The sequence below is a fragment of the Ruminiclostridium josui JCM 17888 genome (assembly GCF_000526495.1).
GTDB lineage: Bacteria > Bacillota > Clostridia > Acetivibrionales > DSM-1351 > Ruminiclostridium > Ruminiclostridium josui.
The window spans coordinates 689465-706780 of the sequence record NZ_JAGE01000002.1 but is presented as its reverse complement, the minus strand read 5'-3'; the positions used below and the strand labels follow the sequence as shown (position 1 = coordinate 706780).

Annotated in this window: 20 protein-coding genes; all 20 read left to right on the top strand. The window is 36.9% G+C overall.

Annotation, left to right across the window (positions count from 1 at the left end; genetic code table 11):
- The first annotated feature begins 12 nt into the window (after positions 1 to 12).
- The 20 genes from rpsP (at position 13) to K412_RS0119305 (ending at position 17306) form a co-directional block, all read left to right on the top strand.
- Complete coding sequence (gene rpsP / locus K412_RS0119400) at positions 13 to 258, top strand: 30S ribosomal protein S16 (protein ID WP_024834624.1); 246 nt, start codon at positions 13 to 15, stop codon at positions 256 to 258.
- Positions 259 to 405: 147 nt separating this feature from the next.
- Positions 406 to 636: a KH domain-containing protein gene (locus K412_RS0119395; protein WP_024834623.1), complete on the top strand. Its 231-nt coding sequence runs from the start codon at positions 406 to 408 to the stop codon at positions 634 to 636.
- A gap of 68 nt (positions 637 to 704) precedes the next feature.
- The gene (gene rimM, locus K412_RS0119390; protein WP_024834622.1) at positions 705 to 1214 is read left to right on the top strand and encodes a ribosome maturation factor RimM; all 510 of its coding nucleotides are present in this window, start codon (positions 705 to 707) and stop codon (positions 1212 to 1214) included.
- Positions 1214 to 1903 (top strand): tRNA (guanosine(37)-N1)-methyltransferase TrmD, encoded by a 690-nt coding sequence (gene trmD / locus K412_RS0119385; RefSeq protein ID WP_024834621.1) that lies wholly within the window; start codon positions 1214 to 1216, stop codon positions 1901 to 1903. Before rimM ends, trmD begins: the two co-directional genes overlap by 1 nt.
- Before the next feature lie 181 nt (positions 1904 to 2084).
- The gene (locus K412_RS22080; protein ID WP_081741837.1) at positions 2085 to 2252 is read left to right on the top strand and encodes a YezD family protein; all 168 of its coding nucleotides are present in this window, start codon (positions 2085 to 2087) and stop codon (positions 2250 to 2252) included.
- A 121-nt stretch (positions 2253 to 2373) separates the two neighbouring features.
- Positions 2374 to 3282, top strand: coding sequence for a radical SAM protein (locus K412_RS0119375; RefSeq protein ID WP_024834620.1), 909 nt, complete (start codon positions 2374 to 2376; stop codon positions 3280 to 3282).
- Between the two features lie 27 nt (positions 3283 to 3309).
- Entirely contained in the window at positions 3310 to 3657 is a 348-nt protein-coding gene (locus K412_RS0119370) for a NifB/NifX family molybdenum-iron cluster-binding protein (RefSeq protein WP_024834619.1), read from the top strand.
- 16 nt (positions 3658 to 3673) lie between these two features.
- Entirely contained in the window at positions 3674 to 4552 is an 879-nt protein-coding gene (gene nifH, locus K412_RS0119365) for a nitrogenase iron protein (protein WP_024834618.1), read from the top strand.
- An 18-nt stretch (positions 4553 to 4570) separates the two neighbouring features.
- Positions 4571 to 6052: a nitrogenase component 1 gene (locus tag K412_RS0119360; RefSeq protein ID WP_024834617.1), complete on the top strand. Its 1482-nt coding sequence runs from the start codon at positions 4571 to 4573 to the stop codon at positions 6050 to 6052.
- On the top strand, positions 6036 to 7352 hold the full coding sequence (locus K412_RS0119355) for a nitrogenase component 1 (RefSeq protein ID WP_024834616.1): 1317 nt from the start codon (positions 6036 to 6038) through the stop codon (positions 7350 to 7352). Before K412_RS0119360 ends, K412_RS0119355 begins: the two co-directional genes overlap by 17 nt.
- Positions 7353 to 7364: 12 nt before the next feature.
- Positions 7365 to 8156 (top strand): methionine ABC transporter ATP-binding protein, encoded by a 792-nt coding sequence (locus K412_RS0119350; RefSeq protein WP_034848370.1) that lies wholly within the window; start codon positions 7365 to 7367, stop codon positions 8154 to 8156.
- The gene (locus tag K412_RS0119345) at positions 8153 to 8863 is read left to right on the top strand and encodes a methionine ABC transporter permease (RefSeq protein WP_024834614.1); all 711 of its coding nucleotides are present in this window, start codon (positions 8153 to 8155) and stop codon (positions 8861 to 8863) included. Before K412_RS0119350 ends, K412_RS0119345 begins: the two co-directional genes overlap by 4 nt.
- A gap of 68 nt (positions 8864 to 8931) precedes the next feature.
- Positions 8932 to 9774 carry a MetQ/NlpA family ABC transporter substrate-binding protein gene (locus K412_RS0119340; RefSeq protein ID WP_024834613.1) on the top strand — a complete coding sequence of 281 codons (843 nt, stop codon included), beginning with the start codon at positions 8932 to 8934 and terminating at the stop codon, positions 9772 to 9774.
- A gap of 56 nt (positions 9775 to 9830) precedes the next feature.
- Positions 9831 to 11012 (top strand): trans-sulfuration enzyme family protein, encoded by a 1182-nt coding sequence (locus K412_RS0119335; RefSeq protein ID WP_051461069.1) that lies wholly within the window; start codon positions 9831 to 9833, stop codon positions 11010 to 11012.
- An 8-nt stretch (positions 11013 to 11020) separates the two neighbouring features.
- Positions 11021 to 11929 carry a PLP-dependent cysteine synthase family protein gene (locus K412_RS0119330; RefSeq protein WP_024834611.1) on the top strand — a complete coding sequence of 303 codons (909 nt, stop codon included), beginning with the start codon at positions 11021 to 11023 and terminating at the stop codon, positions 11927 to 11929.
- Positions 11930 to 12146: 217 nt separating this feature from the next.
- Positions 12147 to 12497, top strand: coding sequence for a 50S ribosomal protein L19 (gene rplS / locus K412_RS0119325; protein WP_020814325.1), 351 nt, complete (start codon positions 12147 to 12149; stop codon positions 12495 to 12497).
- A gap of 175 nt (positions 12498 to 12672) precedes the next feature.
- Positions 12673 to 13386 (top strand): signal peptidase I, encoded by a 714-nt coding sequence (gene lepB / locus K412_RS0119320; protein ID WP_024834610.1) that lies wholly within the window; start codon positions 12673 to 12675, stop codon positions 13384 to 13386.
- 27 nt (positions 13387 to 13413) lie between these two features.
- Positions 13414 to 14292: a ribosome biogenesis GTPase YlqF gene (gene ylqF / locus K412_RS0119315; RefSeq protein ID WP_024834609.1), complete on the top strand. Its 879-nt coding sequence runs from the start codon at positions 13414 to 13416 to the stop codon at positions 14290 to 14292.
- A gap of 414 nt (positions 14293 to 14706) precedes the next feature.
- Complete coding sequence (locus tag K412_RS0119310; protein WP_024834608.1) at positions 14707 to 15474, top strand: ribonuclease HII; 768 nt, start codon at positions 14707 to 14709, stop codon at positions 15472 to 15474.
- 56 nt (positions 15475 to 15530) lie between these two features.
- Positions 15531 to 17306, top strand: a complete 1776-nt coding sequence (locus K412_RS0119305) for a hypothetical protein (RefSeq protein WP_024834607.1) — start codon at positions 15531 to 15533, stop codon at positions 17304 to 17306.
- The last annotated feature ends 10 nt before the right edge of the window (positions 17307 to 17316 follow it).

Genomic DNA, 17316 nt, shown 5'->3' with positions numbered 1-17316 from the left:
AGGTGAAAATAAATGGCAGTAAAGATTCGTTTAAAGAGAATGGGTGCTAAGAAAAACCCTTTTTACAGAGTAGTTGTTGCTGATTCAAGATACCCAAGAGACGGTAGATTTATCGAGGAAATCGGTACTTATAATCCTGTTACAGAACCAGCTCAGATTAAAATCGATGCTGAAAAGGCTCAAAAATGGATTAAGAATGGTGCACAACCAACAGATACAGTTAAATCACTTCTTAAGAAGCAAGGTATTGTTGAATAATTATCTAAAGCGTAAAACAAAGGGGCTAAAAAGCCCTTGTGTTTTATTCGGCTGGGTTAGCCTCTTTTATTCTCTTGCATGTTGAGAATAAAGGAATTAATTTAGTTACAATTCAAAAGCCGTTTTAGGCTCATGGAGGCTAATATGATGAAAGAATTACTTGAAAGTATTGCAAGAGCCCTTGTGGATTATCCAGATGAGGTTTTTGTAAACGAAATTCAGAATGAAAAGTCTATAATTCTTGAACTTAAAGTTGCAAAAGACGATATGGGCAAGGTTATCGGCAAACAAGGCAGAATTGCCAAAGCAATCAGAACTGTTGTCAAGGCTGCTGCAGTCAAAGATAACAGGAGAGTAGTTGTTGATATCATTCAGTAAGATAAGGGGCATAAAGCCCCTTTACTTGCGTTTAAAAGTTATATATTCAGTAAAGGCAAGGTGATAAAATGCTGGAATATTTGATTGTAGGACAATTGATAAATACCCATGGCGTAAAAGGCGAGCTAAAAGTAATGCCCCAAACTGATGATCCGCAGAGATTCAGAAAACTAAAATGGGTTTATATAGATAAAAATGGCAGTCTTGAAAAGTATAATATAAGCGGTGTTAAATTTTTTAAGCAGTTTGTTATAATAAAATTTGAGGGTATTGATAGAATTGAAGAAGCTGAGAAGCTAAAGGGCTTTTACATTAAAGTGGACAGAGCAAATGCTGTAAAACTGCCTAAGAATTCCTTTTTTATAACGGATATTCTTGGTCTTGAGGTTTACGACGAAAACAACCAGCTTCTTGGTGAATTAAAGGATGTAATACAGACAGGCAGCAATGATGTATATGTAGTAAGAGATTCTGCATCAAAAGAAATTCTTATCCCGGCATTAAAGAGTGTTGTGAAGGAAATATCCATTGAAGAAGGAAAAATTTCAGTTATATTACCGAAAGGATTGCTTGATTAATGAAATTTGACGTACTGACACTGTTTCCGGAATTATTTGTTAGCGTAATGGGAGAAAGCATTATTGGGCGTGCCCAGAAAAACGGCCTTGTTGAAATAAATGCAGTAAATATCAGAGATTATTCAAAAGACAAGCATAGGAAAGTAGATGACTATCCATTTGGCGGAGGCAATGGAATGGTGATGATGTGTCAGCCTGTTATAGACGCATACAAAGCCATAACAGAAGGAATGGAGAAAAAACCAAAAGTATTATACATGAGTCCCCAGGGAAAAGTATTAACTCAAGAAATGGCCAAGGAGTTGTCAACTCAGGAACATCTGATACTTTTGTGCGGGCACTATGAAGGTATAGATGAACGTATAATAGAAGAAATAGTTGACGAAGAAGTTTCTATTGGCGATTATGTACTGACAGGTGGGGAACTGCCGGCAATGGTACTTATTGATTGTGTAAGCAGACTTATCCCCGGAGTATTGTCAACAGAAGGCTCATTTAGTGATGAGTCACATTTTAACGGACTGTTGGAATATCCTCAGTATACAAGACCTGCAGATTACAATGGGAATAAAGTTCCTGACGTATTGTTGTCAGGACATCATGCAAATATAGAGAAGTGGCGAATGCAGCAGTCATTGGATAGAACTAGAGAAAAAAGACCTGATTTATATGAAAAATATAATAAATAATATTAGTAAATAAGCATTCCTTATAACTAAGAGGAATGTTTTTTTGTTTTCAATATTTAATTGTATATATCTATTGACAAATAATTCAAGTAGTAATATACTATCAATAACATATAAAACATATATGAATTATCGAACTACTAGGGTTTATTTATTAATAAATATATAAGGTGGTGCTGCTATGAGTCATCAAGAAAATGTTAAGCAAACAAAAGTACCAATATCAGAGCGAGATATACAAAAGCTATATGATATGGCCAAATCTCTAAAGTATGGCTCAATCACTCTGGTTTTTCAGGACGGAAACTTGATACAGCTTGAAAAGAATGAAAAGGTCAGGGTGAAATAAATAATAGAATAATTTATAAATGATTAGATTTAGTTGACTAAATAAATTAGAGGCTAAGTTAAAACCATTATTGGTTTGGCTTGGCTTTTTTTATTGTATATAAATATAAGGGGGCGGCACTATGACAAACTGCTGCAATGTTAAAACAGAAGAAGTTCAAATTAATCAGAAATTCAATCATCTTTTGGGAAAACACCCTTGCTTTAGTGCAAGGGCACATTTTAAATACGGAAGAATACATTTACCTGTTAGTCCCACATGTAACATTCAGTGCAGATTCTGCAAAAGATGCATAAATAAAATTGAAAACAGACCGGGAGTTGCAGCTATAGTTCTTACTCCTAAGGAAGCAGTTAAAATAGTAGCTAAAGCTTTGGAACTTTGTCCTGAAATAAGTGTGGTGGGTATTGCAGGGCCTGGAGAAACACTGGCTACAGATAATGCTCTTGAAACTTTTGAAATGTTGAATACCAAATATCCTCATTTAATTAAATGTCTTAGTACAAACGGACTTATGCTAGACAAATACTCCGAGAGAATAATTAAATCAGGTGTACAAACGGTATCGGTAACAGTAAATGCAGTGGAGCCTGAAATCCTACAGTATATCTGTTCCGGGATATTTTGGATGGGAAGTTATCTAGAAGGTTATGAGGGGGCTGAAAAGCTTATACAAGAGCAAATCAAAGGAATAGAAAAACTGAGTAGTAAAGGTATAGCAGTAAAGGTAAACACTGTGCTTATACCTGATTTAAATTATGAGCATATTGAAGAAATTGCACGGGTGGTCTCCAATGCCGGGGCATCCATTATAAATATAATTCCACTTATTCCACAGCATGAAATGAAAGGCTTTAGACCACCTGATTGCAATGAATTGAATGATGCCAGAGAGTGGGCGGGAAAATACCTAAATGTCTTCAGACATTGCAGGCAATGTAGGGCAGATGCATGTGGCATTCCTGGGAAAGGCAAGGAGCTTGGCAATCTACTCTATGATTTTCCAATGGAAACCTTTTCTCATGGGTAATAATAAACAACTAATGGGGAGGTTATTATGTCTTATAAAATAGCAGTTGCCAGCAGTGACGGCAAGGTAGTAAACCAGCATTTCGGTCATTGCAGACAATTCTTAATATTTGAAACAGATGATACTGGAAAATGGGAATTTATTGAAAAAAGGGACACAAGTCCTGCATGCAACAGTGGTGAACATAGTGAAGTATCAATGCAACAGGTCGTTAAACTACTTGAAGACTGTAAAGCGGTGGTAGCTGCACAAATAGGTTTAGGTGCTGTTCAAGCTCTGATGTTGTCGAAAATAAGAGCCTTTAACGCTGTAGGTCTTATAGAACAGGTTCTTGAGAAAGTTAATGAAACTTTAAATATAAAGACAGAAAGTTAAATTTAGGAGGTTAAAAATGGCTAAAAAAATCAAACAAATTGCAATCTATGGTAAAGGTGGTATTGGTAAATCAACTACAACTTCAAATATTAGTGCTGCTCTTTCGGTGGCAGGATATAAAGTAATGCAGTTTGGCTGCGATCCAAAAAGTGATTCAACAAATACTCTGAGGGGTGGAAATTACATTCCTACAGTTTTAGATACATTGAGGGAAAAAAACACAGTAAAGGCCCACGAAGTTATTTTTGAAGGATTTAACGGGATTTACTGTGTAGAGGCAGGAGGCCCAGCTCCGGGTGTGGGATGTGCCGGTAGAGGTATTATTACAGCGGTTCAGTTGTTTAAACAGCAAAATATTTTTGAAGAGCTAGACTTAGATTTTGTTATATATGATGTTCTTGGTGACGTTGTTTGCGGCGGATTCGCTGTTCCAATAAGAGAAGGAATTGCAGAGCATGTTTTCACAGTTTCATCAGCTGATTTTATGGCAGTTTACGCTGCTAACAACCTGTTTAAAGGAATACATAAGTATTCAAATTCGGGGGGAGCCTTACTTGGTGGTGTCATAGCAAATTCAATAAATGCACCTTACGCTAAGGAAATTATAGACGATTTTGCAAAACAGACTCATACCCAGGTTGTTGAATATGTACCAAGGTCCGTAACAGTTACTCAAAGTGAATTACAAGGAAAAACCACCATAGAGGCCGCCCCTGACTCAAAACAGGCAAAAATATATAAATCTCTTGCAGCGAAAATAGCAGGACATGAAAAATCAAAGGTTCCATCACCATTGGATGTGAAGGAACTAAGACGTTGGGCTGCAAGATGGGGTGATTATTTGCTGGCTCTTGAAACAGGTGAAATGAGGCCTGAAGCAGCAGGAAATCTATAATAAAGGGGACTGGGAAAATTGAGCAACATAAATGTAAAAAGCCCGGAAGTTCAGGTAAGAGAAGTGCGGTTAGGCTCCATAACAGGATTTGAAGGAACAGCCGAGGAGCTTGTAAGGTGTGCCAGAGCAGGTAATCTGCAGGATAAAACAAGGAACTTCAGTCAGTGTATGGGTTGCAGTTCCAGAACTGCATTCTGCCAACTATCAATGATAAAAGATGCAGTTGTTGTTAATCATGCACCAGTAGGTTGCTCCGGTGATTTTTTTGGTTTTAATTTCACATACAGAGTAGGGCAGATGGAGAGAAATCTGCCTCCAACAATAGGCAGATATTTTAATACAAATATTGAAGAAAAGGATACTATTTTCGGAGCTACTCAAAAGCTCGAAGCAACTATAAGAGAGGTATATACAAGGCTTAAGCCCAATGCTGTTTTTATAACTACTTCATGTGCCTCTTCCATTATAGGAGATGATGTGGAGTCAGTTGCCAACAGTTTGACTGATGAACTTGGAATTCCAGTGGTAGCTTGTTTCTGTGAAGGATTTCGCTCTAAAATATGGACTACGGGATTTGATTCTGCTTATCATTCAATAGTACGTAAAATAGTAAAACCACCTAGAAAAAAGAGTAATAAGGTTAACATAATTAACTTCTGGGGCTCTCACATTTTTGATGAGATTTTAAAGCCTTTGGGGTATGAACCTAACTATATAGTACCGTTTTCAACTATTGCAGATTTGGAATATATATCAGAGGCAGCTGCAACCATTCAGATATGCCCCACTCTGGGGACTTATTTAGGGGCTGCTTTAGAGGAGATATACGGAGTACCTGAAATTAAGGCACCTCCGGCATACGGAATTGCCGGTACTGATAACTGGATGAGGGAATTGGGAAAGGTACTGGACAGACAGGAAGAAATAGAAAAAATAATTGTTAAGGAGCATATAAGAGTTATTCCAATCCTTGAAGAATATAGAGAGAAGTTAAAGGGTAAAACAGCTTATGTTACAGCAGGAGCATCACATGGGCATGCATTGATTTCTCTCTTAAAAGAGCTTGGGTTATCTGTGCAAGGGGCTGCCATATTTCACCATGACCCTGTTTATGATAATGGAAAACCTGATTCTGACACGCTGTTACATACAATAAATACATATGGTGATGTACACAATTACAATGTCTGCAATAAGCAAGCTTTTGAACTTGTAAATATTTTAAACAGAATGAGGCCGGATATAATGATTGCAAGACACGGAGGAATGACGCTGTGGGGAGCTAAGCTTGGAATACCTACATTACTTATAGGCGATGAGCAATTTGGTTTCGGATATCAAGGGGTTCTTAATTACGCTGAAAGAATATTAGAAACACTTGATAACAGAGAATTTGTTTCAAATTTAGCAAAACACAGCTCAATGCCATACACAAAATGGTGGCTTGAACAGAACCCATTCTCATTTCTCGGAGGTAATGTACATGTTGAAGTTTATTGAACAGCCAAGGTATTCATGTGCCATAGGGGCTCAACAGACGATTGTTGCCATTAAAAGAGGTGTTCCCATTTTACATGCAGGTCCAGGCTGTAGTGCAAAGGTAAGCGATATAATTGGCCAGGGAGAAGGCTACGCAGGTGGAAATAACATTCCATGTACTAATACCGGTGAAGCAGATGTGGTATACGGTGGAGAAGAAAGACTTAGAAATGTAATTGACGGAGCGTTAAAGGTAATAGACGGTGATTTGTATGTTGTACTTACAGGGTGTACCTCTGATATTGTGGGTGACGATGTAGGAAGAGTTACTGCAGAGTACCAACAGCAGGGAGTACCAATAGTATTTGCAGAAACAGGAGGCTTTAAGAGTAATAATTATGTAAGCCATGAAGTAGTTGTAAATGCAATAATCGACCAGTATGTTGATATCAATTATAAAGGGGAAAAGGTCCAAAAAAATCTGGTAAATGTCTTTACAACTGTGCCTTATCAGGACCCATACTGGAACGGCAATTTGGAAGAACTCAAAAGAGTACTTGAAGGTATTGGTCTTAAAGTAAATATACTTTTTGGAAACGAATCCAATGGCGTTAGTGAGTGGAAAACAATTCCTCAGGCGGAATTTAATATACTTGCAGGTGCTTGGAGTGGTCTTGAAATAGTAAAGCATCTGGAAGAAAAATACGGGACACCCTATTTGCATTTTCCGTATCTTCCTATCGGAGGTATTGAGACAACAAAATTCTTGCGAGAAGTTGTGGAATTTGGGAATCTTGACAAGACAAAAGCAGAGAATTTTATAAAAAGTGAAGAAGAAAAATATTATTCATTTATTGAAAGAACAGCTGACTTTATGCTGGAATTCAGGTACGGCCTTCCAAGAAGGTTTTACACCATACTGGATGCAACATACTCATTGGGCTTTTCAAAATTTCTGCTTAATGAGCTTGGCATAATTCCTGCAAAGCAATTTATTGTTGATGATACTCCTGAAATATATAGAAAACAGATTGAAGAGAAGTTTTTAAAAATATCTGACTTTAGAACTTCAACAGTATCATTTTCAATAGATGGAGGCGAAATTCAGAAGGAAATAAGACAGGACCAGCAAAAAAACAGAGCTTTGATTTTGGGAAGCGGATGGGACAGAGATTTGGCAAATGACATAAAAGCTGATTTACTCATTGTCAGTGCACCTGTTACATACCGCTTGATTCTAAATTGCGGTTACGCTGGCTATAGAGGAGGACTTAGAGCAATTGAGGATATATATGACAGAGTTCTGAACACCTATAGATAAGGTGGTGATGTCATGGGAAAAAGCTTTATATCCATAAGGGATTTATATAAAACATTTAGAAGTAAGGACGGAAACTTTCCGGTACTTAAAGGTATAAATCTTGAATTGGAAAAGGGTGATATCTTCGGGATTGTAGGTTTCAGCGGTGCTGGAAAATCCACTCTTATAAGGTGTATGAATCGTCTGGAAACGTCGGATTCAGGAACAATAAGAATTGGTGATTACGAAATAACCAGTCTATCAAAAAAAGAACTCAATAAACATCGTCAAAAAATAGGAATGATTTTTCAGCATTTTAATTTATTTGATTCAAGGACAGTTTTTGGGAATGTTGCCTACCCTCTTGAGATTGCAGGTTATACTAAAAAGCAGATAGCAAAACGGGTGGAGGAAATACTCGAACTTGTAGAGCTGAAGGATAAAAGCAACTGCTATGTGGGGCAGTTGAGCGGAGGTCAAAAGCAAAGGGTGGGCATTGCAAGAGCTCTTGCCAATAACCCGGATGTTCTTCTCAGCGATGAAGCCACTTCGGCTCTTGACCCGCAAACAATCTTGTCAGTACTTGATTTGCTAAAAGACATTAATAAAAAATTGGGTCTTACTATTGTGCTAATAACCCATGAGCTTGAAGTCATCAAATATTCATGTAACAACATGGCTGTGTTGGAAAACGGCATGATAGTGGAGCAGGGTGGTGTCCGTGAGATATTTATGAATCCCAAGAGTGAAACAGCAAGGCTTTTTGTAAAGATAAATGCGGAGTTCGCTGCCAATCAATGGGTGAAGGAAGGGGGATGTATATGAATATGCAAAACAACAGTTTCTGGGGAGTTATAAGAAGCGCATTTGACAAAAATGTATGGGAAATAGTGACTCCTGCAATTGTTGATACTCTTTATATGACTTTACTGACTACCATATTTACCCTTGTTCTGGGAGTAATACTTGGAATAATACTTGTTGTGACCGATAAGCAGGGTGTCTATCCTATGCCGGTATTTAATAAAATTCTAGGGGCTATGGTAAACATTCTCCGGTCATTGCCTTCTATGATATTGATTATACTTACGCTTCCGCTATCCAGACTGCTTATAGGAAGGGCGTACGGTCCGGAAGCATGTATACTCGCACTTGTTGCCAGTTGCGTTCCTATGTTTGGGAGGCTTGTGGAAAGCAGTATACTAGAGGTTTCAAAGGGTAAGATTGAAGCGGCAAAGGCAATGGGTACACCAAACTACTATATTATATTGAAGGTATTGTTGCCGGAAGCACTACCTTCACTAATAAGGGCATTTACAATAACCATAATAGCTGTTATTGCCACTACCGCACTGGCAGGGTCATTTGGGGCAGGAGGTCTTGGTGATGTTGCCATAAGGTTTGGTTATTCAAGGTTTAAGACAGACATACTCATTGCGGCAGTGCTTGTATTGATTGTTATTGTACAGTTAATACAGCTTCTGGGAGATACAGTTTCAAAATACATTATAAAAAAACGTTTCCTAATATAAAAAATTTTTACCATTAAATTATAGTAAACATATATGAATAATTGATATTTATAAAGGAGAACTATCATATGAATAATAGACGAATTATATCTATACTTATGCTAATTTTGTCAGTTACATTTTTTAGCGGCTGCGGCAGTACCAGTACTGCATCAGATTCTCATGAACCTGTAAAAAATTTGTCAAAAGAAAATCCAGTTACACTAAAGGTGCTGGCAGACCAAGTACCACATGCGGAGCTTTTGAATTTTGTCAAACCCAGACTTGCTGAAGAGGGAGTCAATCTGGAAATTACGATTCTGCAGAATGACCATGGGAACGAAGATGTAGACAATGGAGAATTTGATGTTAATTTTTTTCAGCACCAGCCATATTTGGATTCGGTAAAATCAGAGAAAGGCTATGATCTTGCAAATGCTGGCAATATTCATGTTGAACCTATAGGCTTCTACTCTGAGAAATACAAAACAAAGGAAGAAATACCCGACGGAGCTGTAATAGGAATTCCAAATGATGTTACAAATGAGTACAGAGCCCTCAAAATACTTGAGGACAACGGATTTTTAAAGCTCAGATCTAACTTGGAAGAACATGCTGCAACAGTAAATGATATTGCTGAATATACAAAGAATATAAAAATAGAGGAAATTGATTCGGCTCAGCTTATACGACTTAAAACTGATTTTGACGGATATATAACAAACACCAATAAAATACTGGAAGCGGGAATAGATCCAAATACAGCACTGTTCAGAGAAGGAAAGGATTCACCTTATACAAACATACTGGTTACCAAATCAAACCGGTTAAATGATCCTGCAGTTGTTGCATTGAAGAGGGCACTAACAACTGAGGAGGTGAGAAAGTTTATTGAAGAAAAATACAAAGGTGCTGTAATACCTGCATTTTAGTAAATTAACATGAATAAATTATTTCTAAAAGTAAATATCCAAAAGGGGGATTTAATATGGAAAGTGATATGATGACAGAAGCAGACATGCAAAGATTAATAAGTTCATTAGTGATACATGGTGGAATAGACGGTGATGAAAGGACTGGTGCCGTAAGTGTACCTATATATCAGACATCAACATACAGACAAAAGGAACTGGGTATAAATAGCGGGTATGAATATTCAAGAACGGGTAATCCTACAAGGGAAGCCTTGGAATTACTTATAAACGAACTGGAAGGAGGAATAACAGGTCTGGCCTTTGCATCAGGAATGGCAGCTATAACAGCAGTACTAATGCTTTTGAAAAGCGGTGATAAGGTTATTATTTCCAGTAATGTCTATGGGGGAACTTTTAGAGTACTTGACAAGATTTTTAAAAATTACAATATAGAATATGAGATAGTGGATACATCTAATCTGGCAGAGTTTGAAAAGCAGATAAATCCAAAGATAAAGGCAGTATTAATAGAAAGTCCTGCAAATCCTCTCCTTACAATAACAGATATAAAAGGGGTTTCAGAAATTGCCCACAAACATGGGGCTCTGGTAATAGTTGATAATACTTTTATGACTCCTTATTTGCAAAGGCCACTTAATCTGGGCGCAGACATAGTGCTACACAGCGCAACAAAATATCTAGGAGGGCACAGTGATGTAATTGCCGGATTGGTTGTAGTAAAGGATGAAGGTATAGGGGAACGTTTAAAGTTCATACAAAATGCTACAGGTGGCGTTCTCTCTCCATTTGACTCGTGGCTACTTATAAGAGGAATAAAGACTTTGACGGTTCGTATGGACAGACATATTGAGAATGCCCGCCATTTAGTTGAATTTCTGAAAAATCATGAAGGAGTAACAAAAATATATTATCCGGGGCTACCTGAAAATGAAGGGTATTCTGTACATAAACAACAGGCTTTTGGCCCGGGAGCAATGATTTCCTTTGTACTGTCAGATGAATACGATATAAAGGAATTTTTCAGAAGTATAAAAGTAATAACCCTTGGTGAAAGTCTAGGCGGAGTTGAATCTCTAGTTAGCCATCCAGCTAGTATGACCCATGCTTCCATTCCTTATGAAGTAAGACAGAAGGTGGGAATCGTTGATAACCTTATAAGGCTGTCCGTAGGAATTGAAGCCAAGGAAACACTTATAAACGATCTTGAAAATGCTTTTAAAAAAGCAAGAAAGTGAGGTTGTTTATGAGATATTACAATGATATTCGAGAGCTTATAGGCGGCACACCTCTTCTAAAACTTAATCATTCAGATATAAAAGAAAGTATAAATATTTTTGCAAAATTAGAGCTATTTAATCCCAGTGGTAGCGTAAAAGATAGAATGGGAGTTGCACTTATAGAAGATGCGGAGAAAAAAGGAATATTACAAAAAGGCTATACAATTGTAGAAGCTACAGCCGGAAATGCCGGTATAGGAATAGCCTTAGCTGCATTAAACAAAGGATACAGGATTATTTTTGCAGTTCCAGAGAAATTTTCACATGAAAAATTAGTTGTAATGCGGGCTTTGGGAGCTGAAATAATACATACTCCCCTTGAAAAAGGAATGAATGGAGCCTTTGAAAAAGTAGAGGAACTTCTGGCAGAGGTAAAGAATTCAGTATGCCTTAGCCAATTTACCAATCCGGTAAACCCGAAGATTCACTACGAAACTACGGGCCCTGAAATATATCGTGATTTAGAAGGAAAGATAGACTATGTAGTAGCCGGAGCTGGTAGCGGAGGTACAATATCAGGAATATTGAAATACTTGAAAGAGCGAAATAAAAACATAAAGGGGATTCTGGCTGACCCGGTTGGTTCCACAATGGGAGGAGGATTGCCCGGATGTTATTCAATAGAAGGAATAGGAAATACGTTTATGCCTGAAACTATGGACTTATCACTTATTGATGAAGTAATAAAAGTTAACGACAGTCAGGCACTAAAGCAGGTGAAACTCCTTGCCAAACAAGAGGGTTTGCTTGTAGGAACTTCTTCAGGCGCTGCTATGTATGCTGCAAGAGTTATTGCACAAAAAGCAGAACAAGCAAATGTGGTAGTAATTTTCCCTGATAGAGGAGACAGGTACATAAGTAAAAATATTTTTTAACCTAACGTTTACACCCTCCACACAAAGGGGAATATACGGATATAAACCATATATCCCCTTTAAAATTTTTAAAATCAAATTATAGACAATGTTTGTTTTCGAATTTTTACTTTACAGAATATATTTCCTTGTGTTATAATATCATGCGTGTGTAATACGGATGGTCCTCTGCACTTATGATGCACGAACATCTATGAGAGGAAGGAGGAAACAAATAATGGATATATTGAAGTCAATTGAAAATGAACAGATAAGAACTGACCTTCCTAAATTGGAAATTGGTGATTTTATTAAGGTTCATGCAAAGATCAAGGAAGGAAACAGGGAAAGAATACAGGTATTCGAAGGTACTGTTATAGCTTTAAAAGGTTCCGGATTAAAGGAAACTTTTACAGTTAGAAGAGTATCCTACGGTGTAGGTGTTGAAAGAGTATTCCCTGTTAACTCACCAAGAATCGACCATATTGATGTGGTTAGAAAAGGTGTTGTTAGAAGAGCTAAGCTGTACTATCTCCGTGATAGAGTTGGTAAGGCTGCTAAAGTTAAGGAAAGACTTGACAGAAATTAAGCATTAAGAGACAAAAACCTAGGGGCATTTGTTCCTAGGTTTTTAGTTTATAATAGCATTATAATAATATTTCTTTAAATGGCATTTGAAAAAAGTGCTATATTTATATATAATAATAACGTTCTAAATGGAAATTTGGAAAATCTTATTATATAAATTTTAAGGTGGTGTTTCTATGGAAAACCAGAATATGGACGATAAGGAACCATTGGATTTAGAAAAAAACATTTCTGAAAATAATGCAGAAAACGTTGATAACGCTGATAATAATGAAGATGTAAAAGAAGAAGCAAGTGCAGCCAAAAAAAAGAACTCTATAGGAAGAGAGATTTTTGAGTGGTTTTTAGTGATTGTAGCCGCGTTAGTTATATCTATGGTAATAAAGGCCTTCGTATTTTCAACCTATAAGGTTAATATGGTATCAATGGAAAATACACTTTTTGAAGGCCATAATGTAATAGTTTATAAGACTGGTTATTTTTTCAGTGAGCCAAAACATGGACAGATAATAGTTTTTACACATGAAGAAGGCCAGTTTAAAGGTTTACTTAAGTATTTGCCTGTAGCAAACCCCGGAGAAGTTGATTATATAAAGAGAGTAATCGGAGTACCGGGAGATGAGATTGACATCAGGGATGGCTACGTTTGGAGAAAATCATCGGGAGATAAGGATTTTGTCAAGTTAGATGAGCCATATGCAAAGGGGCTTACAGACTCCCATGGAATGCAGCTTCCCTATAAAGTTCCTGAGGATAAGTTGTTTGTAATGGGTGATAATAGAGAACAGAGCCTTGATTCAAGACAAATAGGCCCCATTGATATTGATTCTGTCATAGGGCATGCTGTATTAAGGATATGGCCTTTTTCAAAATTTGGCGGATTAAAATAACATAACTTCATATACAAAGGAGAAATTATGAACATTCAATGGTTTCCGGGGCATATGGCAAAAACAAGAAGGTTGATAGCCGAGAATTTAAAGCTTGTTGATGTTATTATTGAGCTTCTTGATGCAAGAATACCATTTAGCAGCAGAAATCCTGAAATTAATTCATTAATAAATAATAAGCCCCGACTGGTTGCTTTCAATAAATCTGATCTTGCAGATGAGAGAATATCAAGGCAGTGGATAAAGTGGTATGCTGATCAGGGAATTGATTGTATTCTGATTAATTCTATTAATGGCAAAGGACTTAATGAAATTAAAGCCAGAGCAAGAGAATTAATGTCTGAAAAAATAGAGCGTGACAGGGCAAAAGGAAAACTATTTACCCCTGTGAGAACTATGGTCGTAGGTATTCCCAATGTGGGCAAGTCATCCTTTATAAACAAGATTGTCGGTAAGGCAACAGCGGTTACAGGTGACAGGCCCGGTGTAACCAGAGGTAAGCAATGGATACGAATAAATTCAGAAATGGAGCTTCTTGATACGCCCGGTATACTTTGGCCCAAATTTGAAGATCAGGAAGTGGGCATGAACCTTGCTTTTACCGGAGCAATTAAGGATGATATAATGGATACCGGAGAAGTTGCCATGGAGCTTCTCTATAGGTTGTCTAAAACGTACAATACCGAGCTTTGCACACGATTCAAGTTAGATCCTGAACCTATAAAAGACATGGAACCCCTTGAATTATTGGAGACGGTGGGGCGTAAAAGAGGATGTATTATTTCAAAAGGTGAAATAGATTATTCAAGAATTTCAGCTATAGTTTTGGATGAATTCAGGGGGGGAAAGATAGGACGAATAACCCTTGAGAAGCCAGGTGATAGAGCTGAAACAAAGACGGAATAGAAATTTTAAAATGGGCTGTCGCAAAACTAATTCTTATCTTTCTTAACCTGTACGTGAGTAAAAATTGTATCAATGGAAGCTTGGTTAAAGATATTTGAAGATGTTTGTCGGCGAAAGATGGATATTTTACCGGAAAACCTACAGGATGTAGGTTTTAGCGACACAATGAATCATGGACGATGAATGTGCGCGACGGTAAAATATCTTATATTGAGCCGCTAGAAACTCATGCAAATATCTTGGAAGCAAACATTGATATAATTTTATACGGAAGTACTAGTGTTAAAACAGTAAGTATTTCTGTTTTGCGACAGCCCCTTTTTATGGAAATAGACATTTCGTTATAACACTAGCCATCACAAATAATATATAATAAGGTGTATACATTTATTATATTGTACATGGAGAATGAAAATGGGAAAATTGACACTTAAGCAAATTAAGGAAGAGGCTCAAAAGCTTTCTGTTCATGAAGCAATTGAGTACTTGTCGTCTTTACATAACACAGGATTTAAAGTAGACAAGCTGTTAGAAAAGTATTACAAACTAAAAGAAAAACACCAAAAGGAAATGGAACGCCTTCATAAAATGCTTTCCTTTGAAAGACAAGCTATAAGCGAAGGCTTTGAATACATAGCAGGTGTTGACGAAGCAGGCCGGGGACCTCTGGCTGGGCCTGTAGTTGCAGCAGCTGTTGTTTTGCCTAAGGGATTGACAATAGAGGGTGTAAATGATTCAAAAAAACTTTCAGAGGCTCAAAGAGAAAAATTGTTTGAGGAAATAAAAGAAAAAGCCATTTCTTATGGGATTTCTGTTATTGATGAAAAATACATAGATGAAGTTAATATTTTAAATGCTACCAAAATGGCAATGACAGATGCAGTAAACCAACTTAATCCCATTGCTGATTGTATTCTTTTAGATGCTGTAAGTCTTGACAATGTAACCACAAAGCAAATGCCCATTATAAAGGGGGATAGCCTAAGTCTATCCATTGCAGCAGCTTCAATCCTCGCAAAGGTTACAAGAGATAGGATTTTAACAGAATACGATAAAAAATATCCCCAATATGGTTTTGCTACTCACAAGGGATATGGAACTCAACAACATATTTCCGCTATTAAAAAATTTGGTCTTTGTCCGATACATAGATTAAGCTTTGTAAAAAATTTCGTGAAGTAATACATATTCTTCAGAGATTTGCATAGCAATTTACTGTATGGCTGGAGGATAAGAGATTGAGAATAGATGGGTTAGCAGCAGGTCAAATAAATATTTCAAATAACAATACGGACATTCTGAATAAGCTTAAGCCGGGTGACGTTATCCGAGCACAGGTACTTGAAAACAGCGGAGAAGAGCTGACCATAAAGCTTTCAGACGGTTCAGAGGTACATGCAAATGCCCTAACAACCATAAATGCAAAAGAAGGAGACTTTGTCAACTTTGTTTTCAAGGGGACAGAAGGGGGCAAGATTGTTCTTGAGTCTTTAGGTGCTAACATGACACAACATGTTAATGAGGCTCTTGTAAATGCTAAAAACGCTTTAGCTTTAATTAATGTGCCTATTTCTGATAAAAATATAGAATTGGCAATGGCATTACTTAAGCAAAATGTACCTGTAACCAATGAATCTTTACTAAAAATGGAGCAATTAGTAAATACAGACAAAGGATTAAAAGCTGATGCAGCTGCTTTTCTAATAGCCTCAAAATTATCTGACAATATAAATAATATAGAAAAGCTGCAAAGTTTGCTTTCTGGCCGATTAAAAATAACAGACAACATAAGTGGACTTATAAAGCTTATAGAGGGAACAGGGAAAACTGAAGCTCCCAAAACGCCGCAAGAAGTTGTTAACAGACTTGCAAGTCTTGTGAAGGAAAACAATGAAAATGTACCTGTAAAAGCAGCCGTAATGGATAATCTCTTTGAAAGACTTACGCAAAGCGTTAAAATAAAGTTTGAAACTTCTCAGGAGATGTTGGAAAGAAACAGTGCAAGTAGCAGTACTGCTGGAAGAGCCGCAGCGGCGATTTTAACCGAAGATGGTCCCGCTACAATTATAAAAAGTTCTGCTGTACCTGAAAATTCGGAAAATACTGAAAATACTAAAAATGGTCAGATTAAACCTGAAACTAGTCCTATATTACGTGAAGAGAATGGTTTTACTATAGATAAAAGCGTAACTCCTACAGCTCTTTCAAAAGCAGACCTGCCTGTACTCAAGGAGCTAGGAAACCAACTTCAAACATTGGCAGAGAACCAAAAACTTAGTCAAGAACAATTAACTGCTGTAAAATATATTGCCAAGGAAATTAACAATGCTATTGACAAAATAGGATTGAGACAGAAGGAATTGGATAATTTCAACCTCGATGCAGGGAAGCAGCATATTATAAAGGATGCGGTAAATACCCTTAAGAATCTGATTGTCAGAATAGACCATCAGAACAACGATGAAATTAATCCTGTAAAGCTTTACAATGAGTTGGAAAGTTCTTTAACAGTAGTAAAAAATGCTATACAGCATTTACCTTCCGTAGTTAGGGAGTCAGCGGTAAACATAGTCAATAATTTGGAAAGTAATGTTAATTTTATAAACCAACTAAATAATTATAGCTCTTATGTTCAAATTTCTTTAAGTATATTCAACCAAAACACTACTGGTGAACTTTATATGTTAAAAAAAGGCTCCAAGGCAAAAAAACTGGACCCTTCAAATTTAACGGTACTCCTTTCATTGGAAACTAATAATATCGGAAGAATAGATACCTTACTAAGCATAAAAGAAAAGGATGTCAGCACAAATTTCAGGCTTAAAGACAGTGGAGTTTTCAATATTTTAAAGGACAGTCACAAGATGCTGTACAATTCTTTGCTTGAAAAAGGCTACAGGTTGGTGGATTATACTTATCGACTTTTAGAAGACCCAATCAACATTGTGAATTTTGAAGATGAAGCTAAAAAAGAGTTTATTAAGACGCCAAATAACATAGACATTTTAGTGTAAATAGCAGCAA

What these genes read in the sequence shown, in the direction of transcription:
- rpsP (WP_024834624.1), top strand. Translation starts at nt 13, where the DNA reads ATGGCAGTAAAGATTCGTTTAAAGAGAATGGGTGCTAAGAAAAACCCT.
- K412_RS0119395 (WP_024834623.1), top strand. Translation starts at nt 406, where the DNA reads ATGAAAGAATTACTTGAAAGTATTGCAAGAGCCCTTGTGGATTATCCA.
- rimM (WP_024834622.1), top strand. Translation starts at nt 705, where the DNA reads ATGCTGGAATATTTGATTGTAGGACAATTGATAAATACCCATGGCGTA.
- trmD (WP_024834621.1), top strand. Translation starts at nt 1,214, where the DNA reads ATGAAATTTGACGTACTGACACTGTTTCCGGAATTATTTGTTAGCGTA.
- K412_RS22080 (WP_081741837.1), top strand. Translation starts at nt 2,085, where the DNA reads ATGAGTCATCAAGAAAATGTTAAGCAAACAAAAGTACCAATATCAGAG.
- K412_RS0119375 (WP_024834620.1), top strand. Translation starts at nt 2,374, where the DNA reads ATGACAAACTGCTGCAATGTTAAAACAGAAGAAGTTCAAATTAATCAG.
- K412_RS0119370 (WP_024834619.1), top strand. Translation starts at nt 3,310, where the DNA reads ATGTCTTATAAAATAGCAGTTGCCAGCAGTGACGGCAAGGTAGTAAAC.
- nifH (WP_024834618.1), top strand. Translation starts at nt 3,674, where the DNA reads ATGGCTAAAAAAATCAAACAAATTGCAATCTATGGTAAAGGTGGTATT.
- K412_RS0119355 (WP_024834616.1), top strand. Translation starts at nt 6,036, where the DNA reads ATGTTGAAGTTTATTGAACAGCCAAGGTATTCATGTGCCATAGGGGCT.
- K412_RS0119350 (WP_034848370.1), top strand. Translation starts at nt 7,365, where the DNA reads ATGGGAAAAAGCTTTATATCCATAAGGGATTTATATAAAACATTTAGA.
- K412_RS0119345 (WP_024834614.1), top strand. Translation starts at nt 8,153, where the DNA reads ATGAATATGCAAAACAACAGTTTCTGGGGAGTTATAAGAAGCGCATTT.
- K412_RS0119340 (WP_024834613.1), top strand. Translation starts at nt 8,932, where the DNA reads ATGAATAATAGACGAATTATATCTATACTTATGCTAATTTTGTCAGTT.
- K412_RS0119335 (WP_051461069.1), top strand. Translation starts at nt 9,831, where the DNA reads ATGGAAAGTGATATGATGACAGAAGCAGACATGCAAAGATTAATAAGT.
- K412_RS0119330 (WP_024834611.1), top strand. Translation starts at nt 11,021, where the DNA reads ATGAGATATTACAATGATATTCGAGAGCTTATAGGCGGCACACCTCTT.
- rplS (WP_020814325.1), top strand. Translation starts at nt 12,147, where the DNA reads ATGGATATATTGAAGTCAATTGAAAATGAACAGATAAGAACTGACCTT.
- lepB (WP_024834610.1), top strand. Translation starts at nt 12,673, where the DNA reads ATGGAAAACCAGAATATGGACGATAAGGAACCATTGGATTTAGAAAAA.
- ylqF (WP_024834609.1), top strand. Translation starts at nt 13,414, where the DNA reads ATGAACATTCAATGGTTTCCGGGGCATATGGCAAAAACAAGAAGGTTG.
- K412_RS0119310 (WP_024834608.1), top strand. Translation starts at nt 14,707, where the DNA reads ATGGGAAAATTGACACTTAAGCAAATTAAGGAAGAGGCTCAAAAGCTT.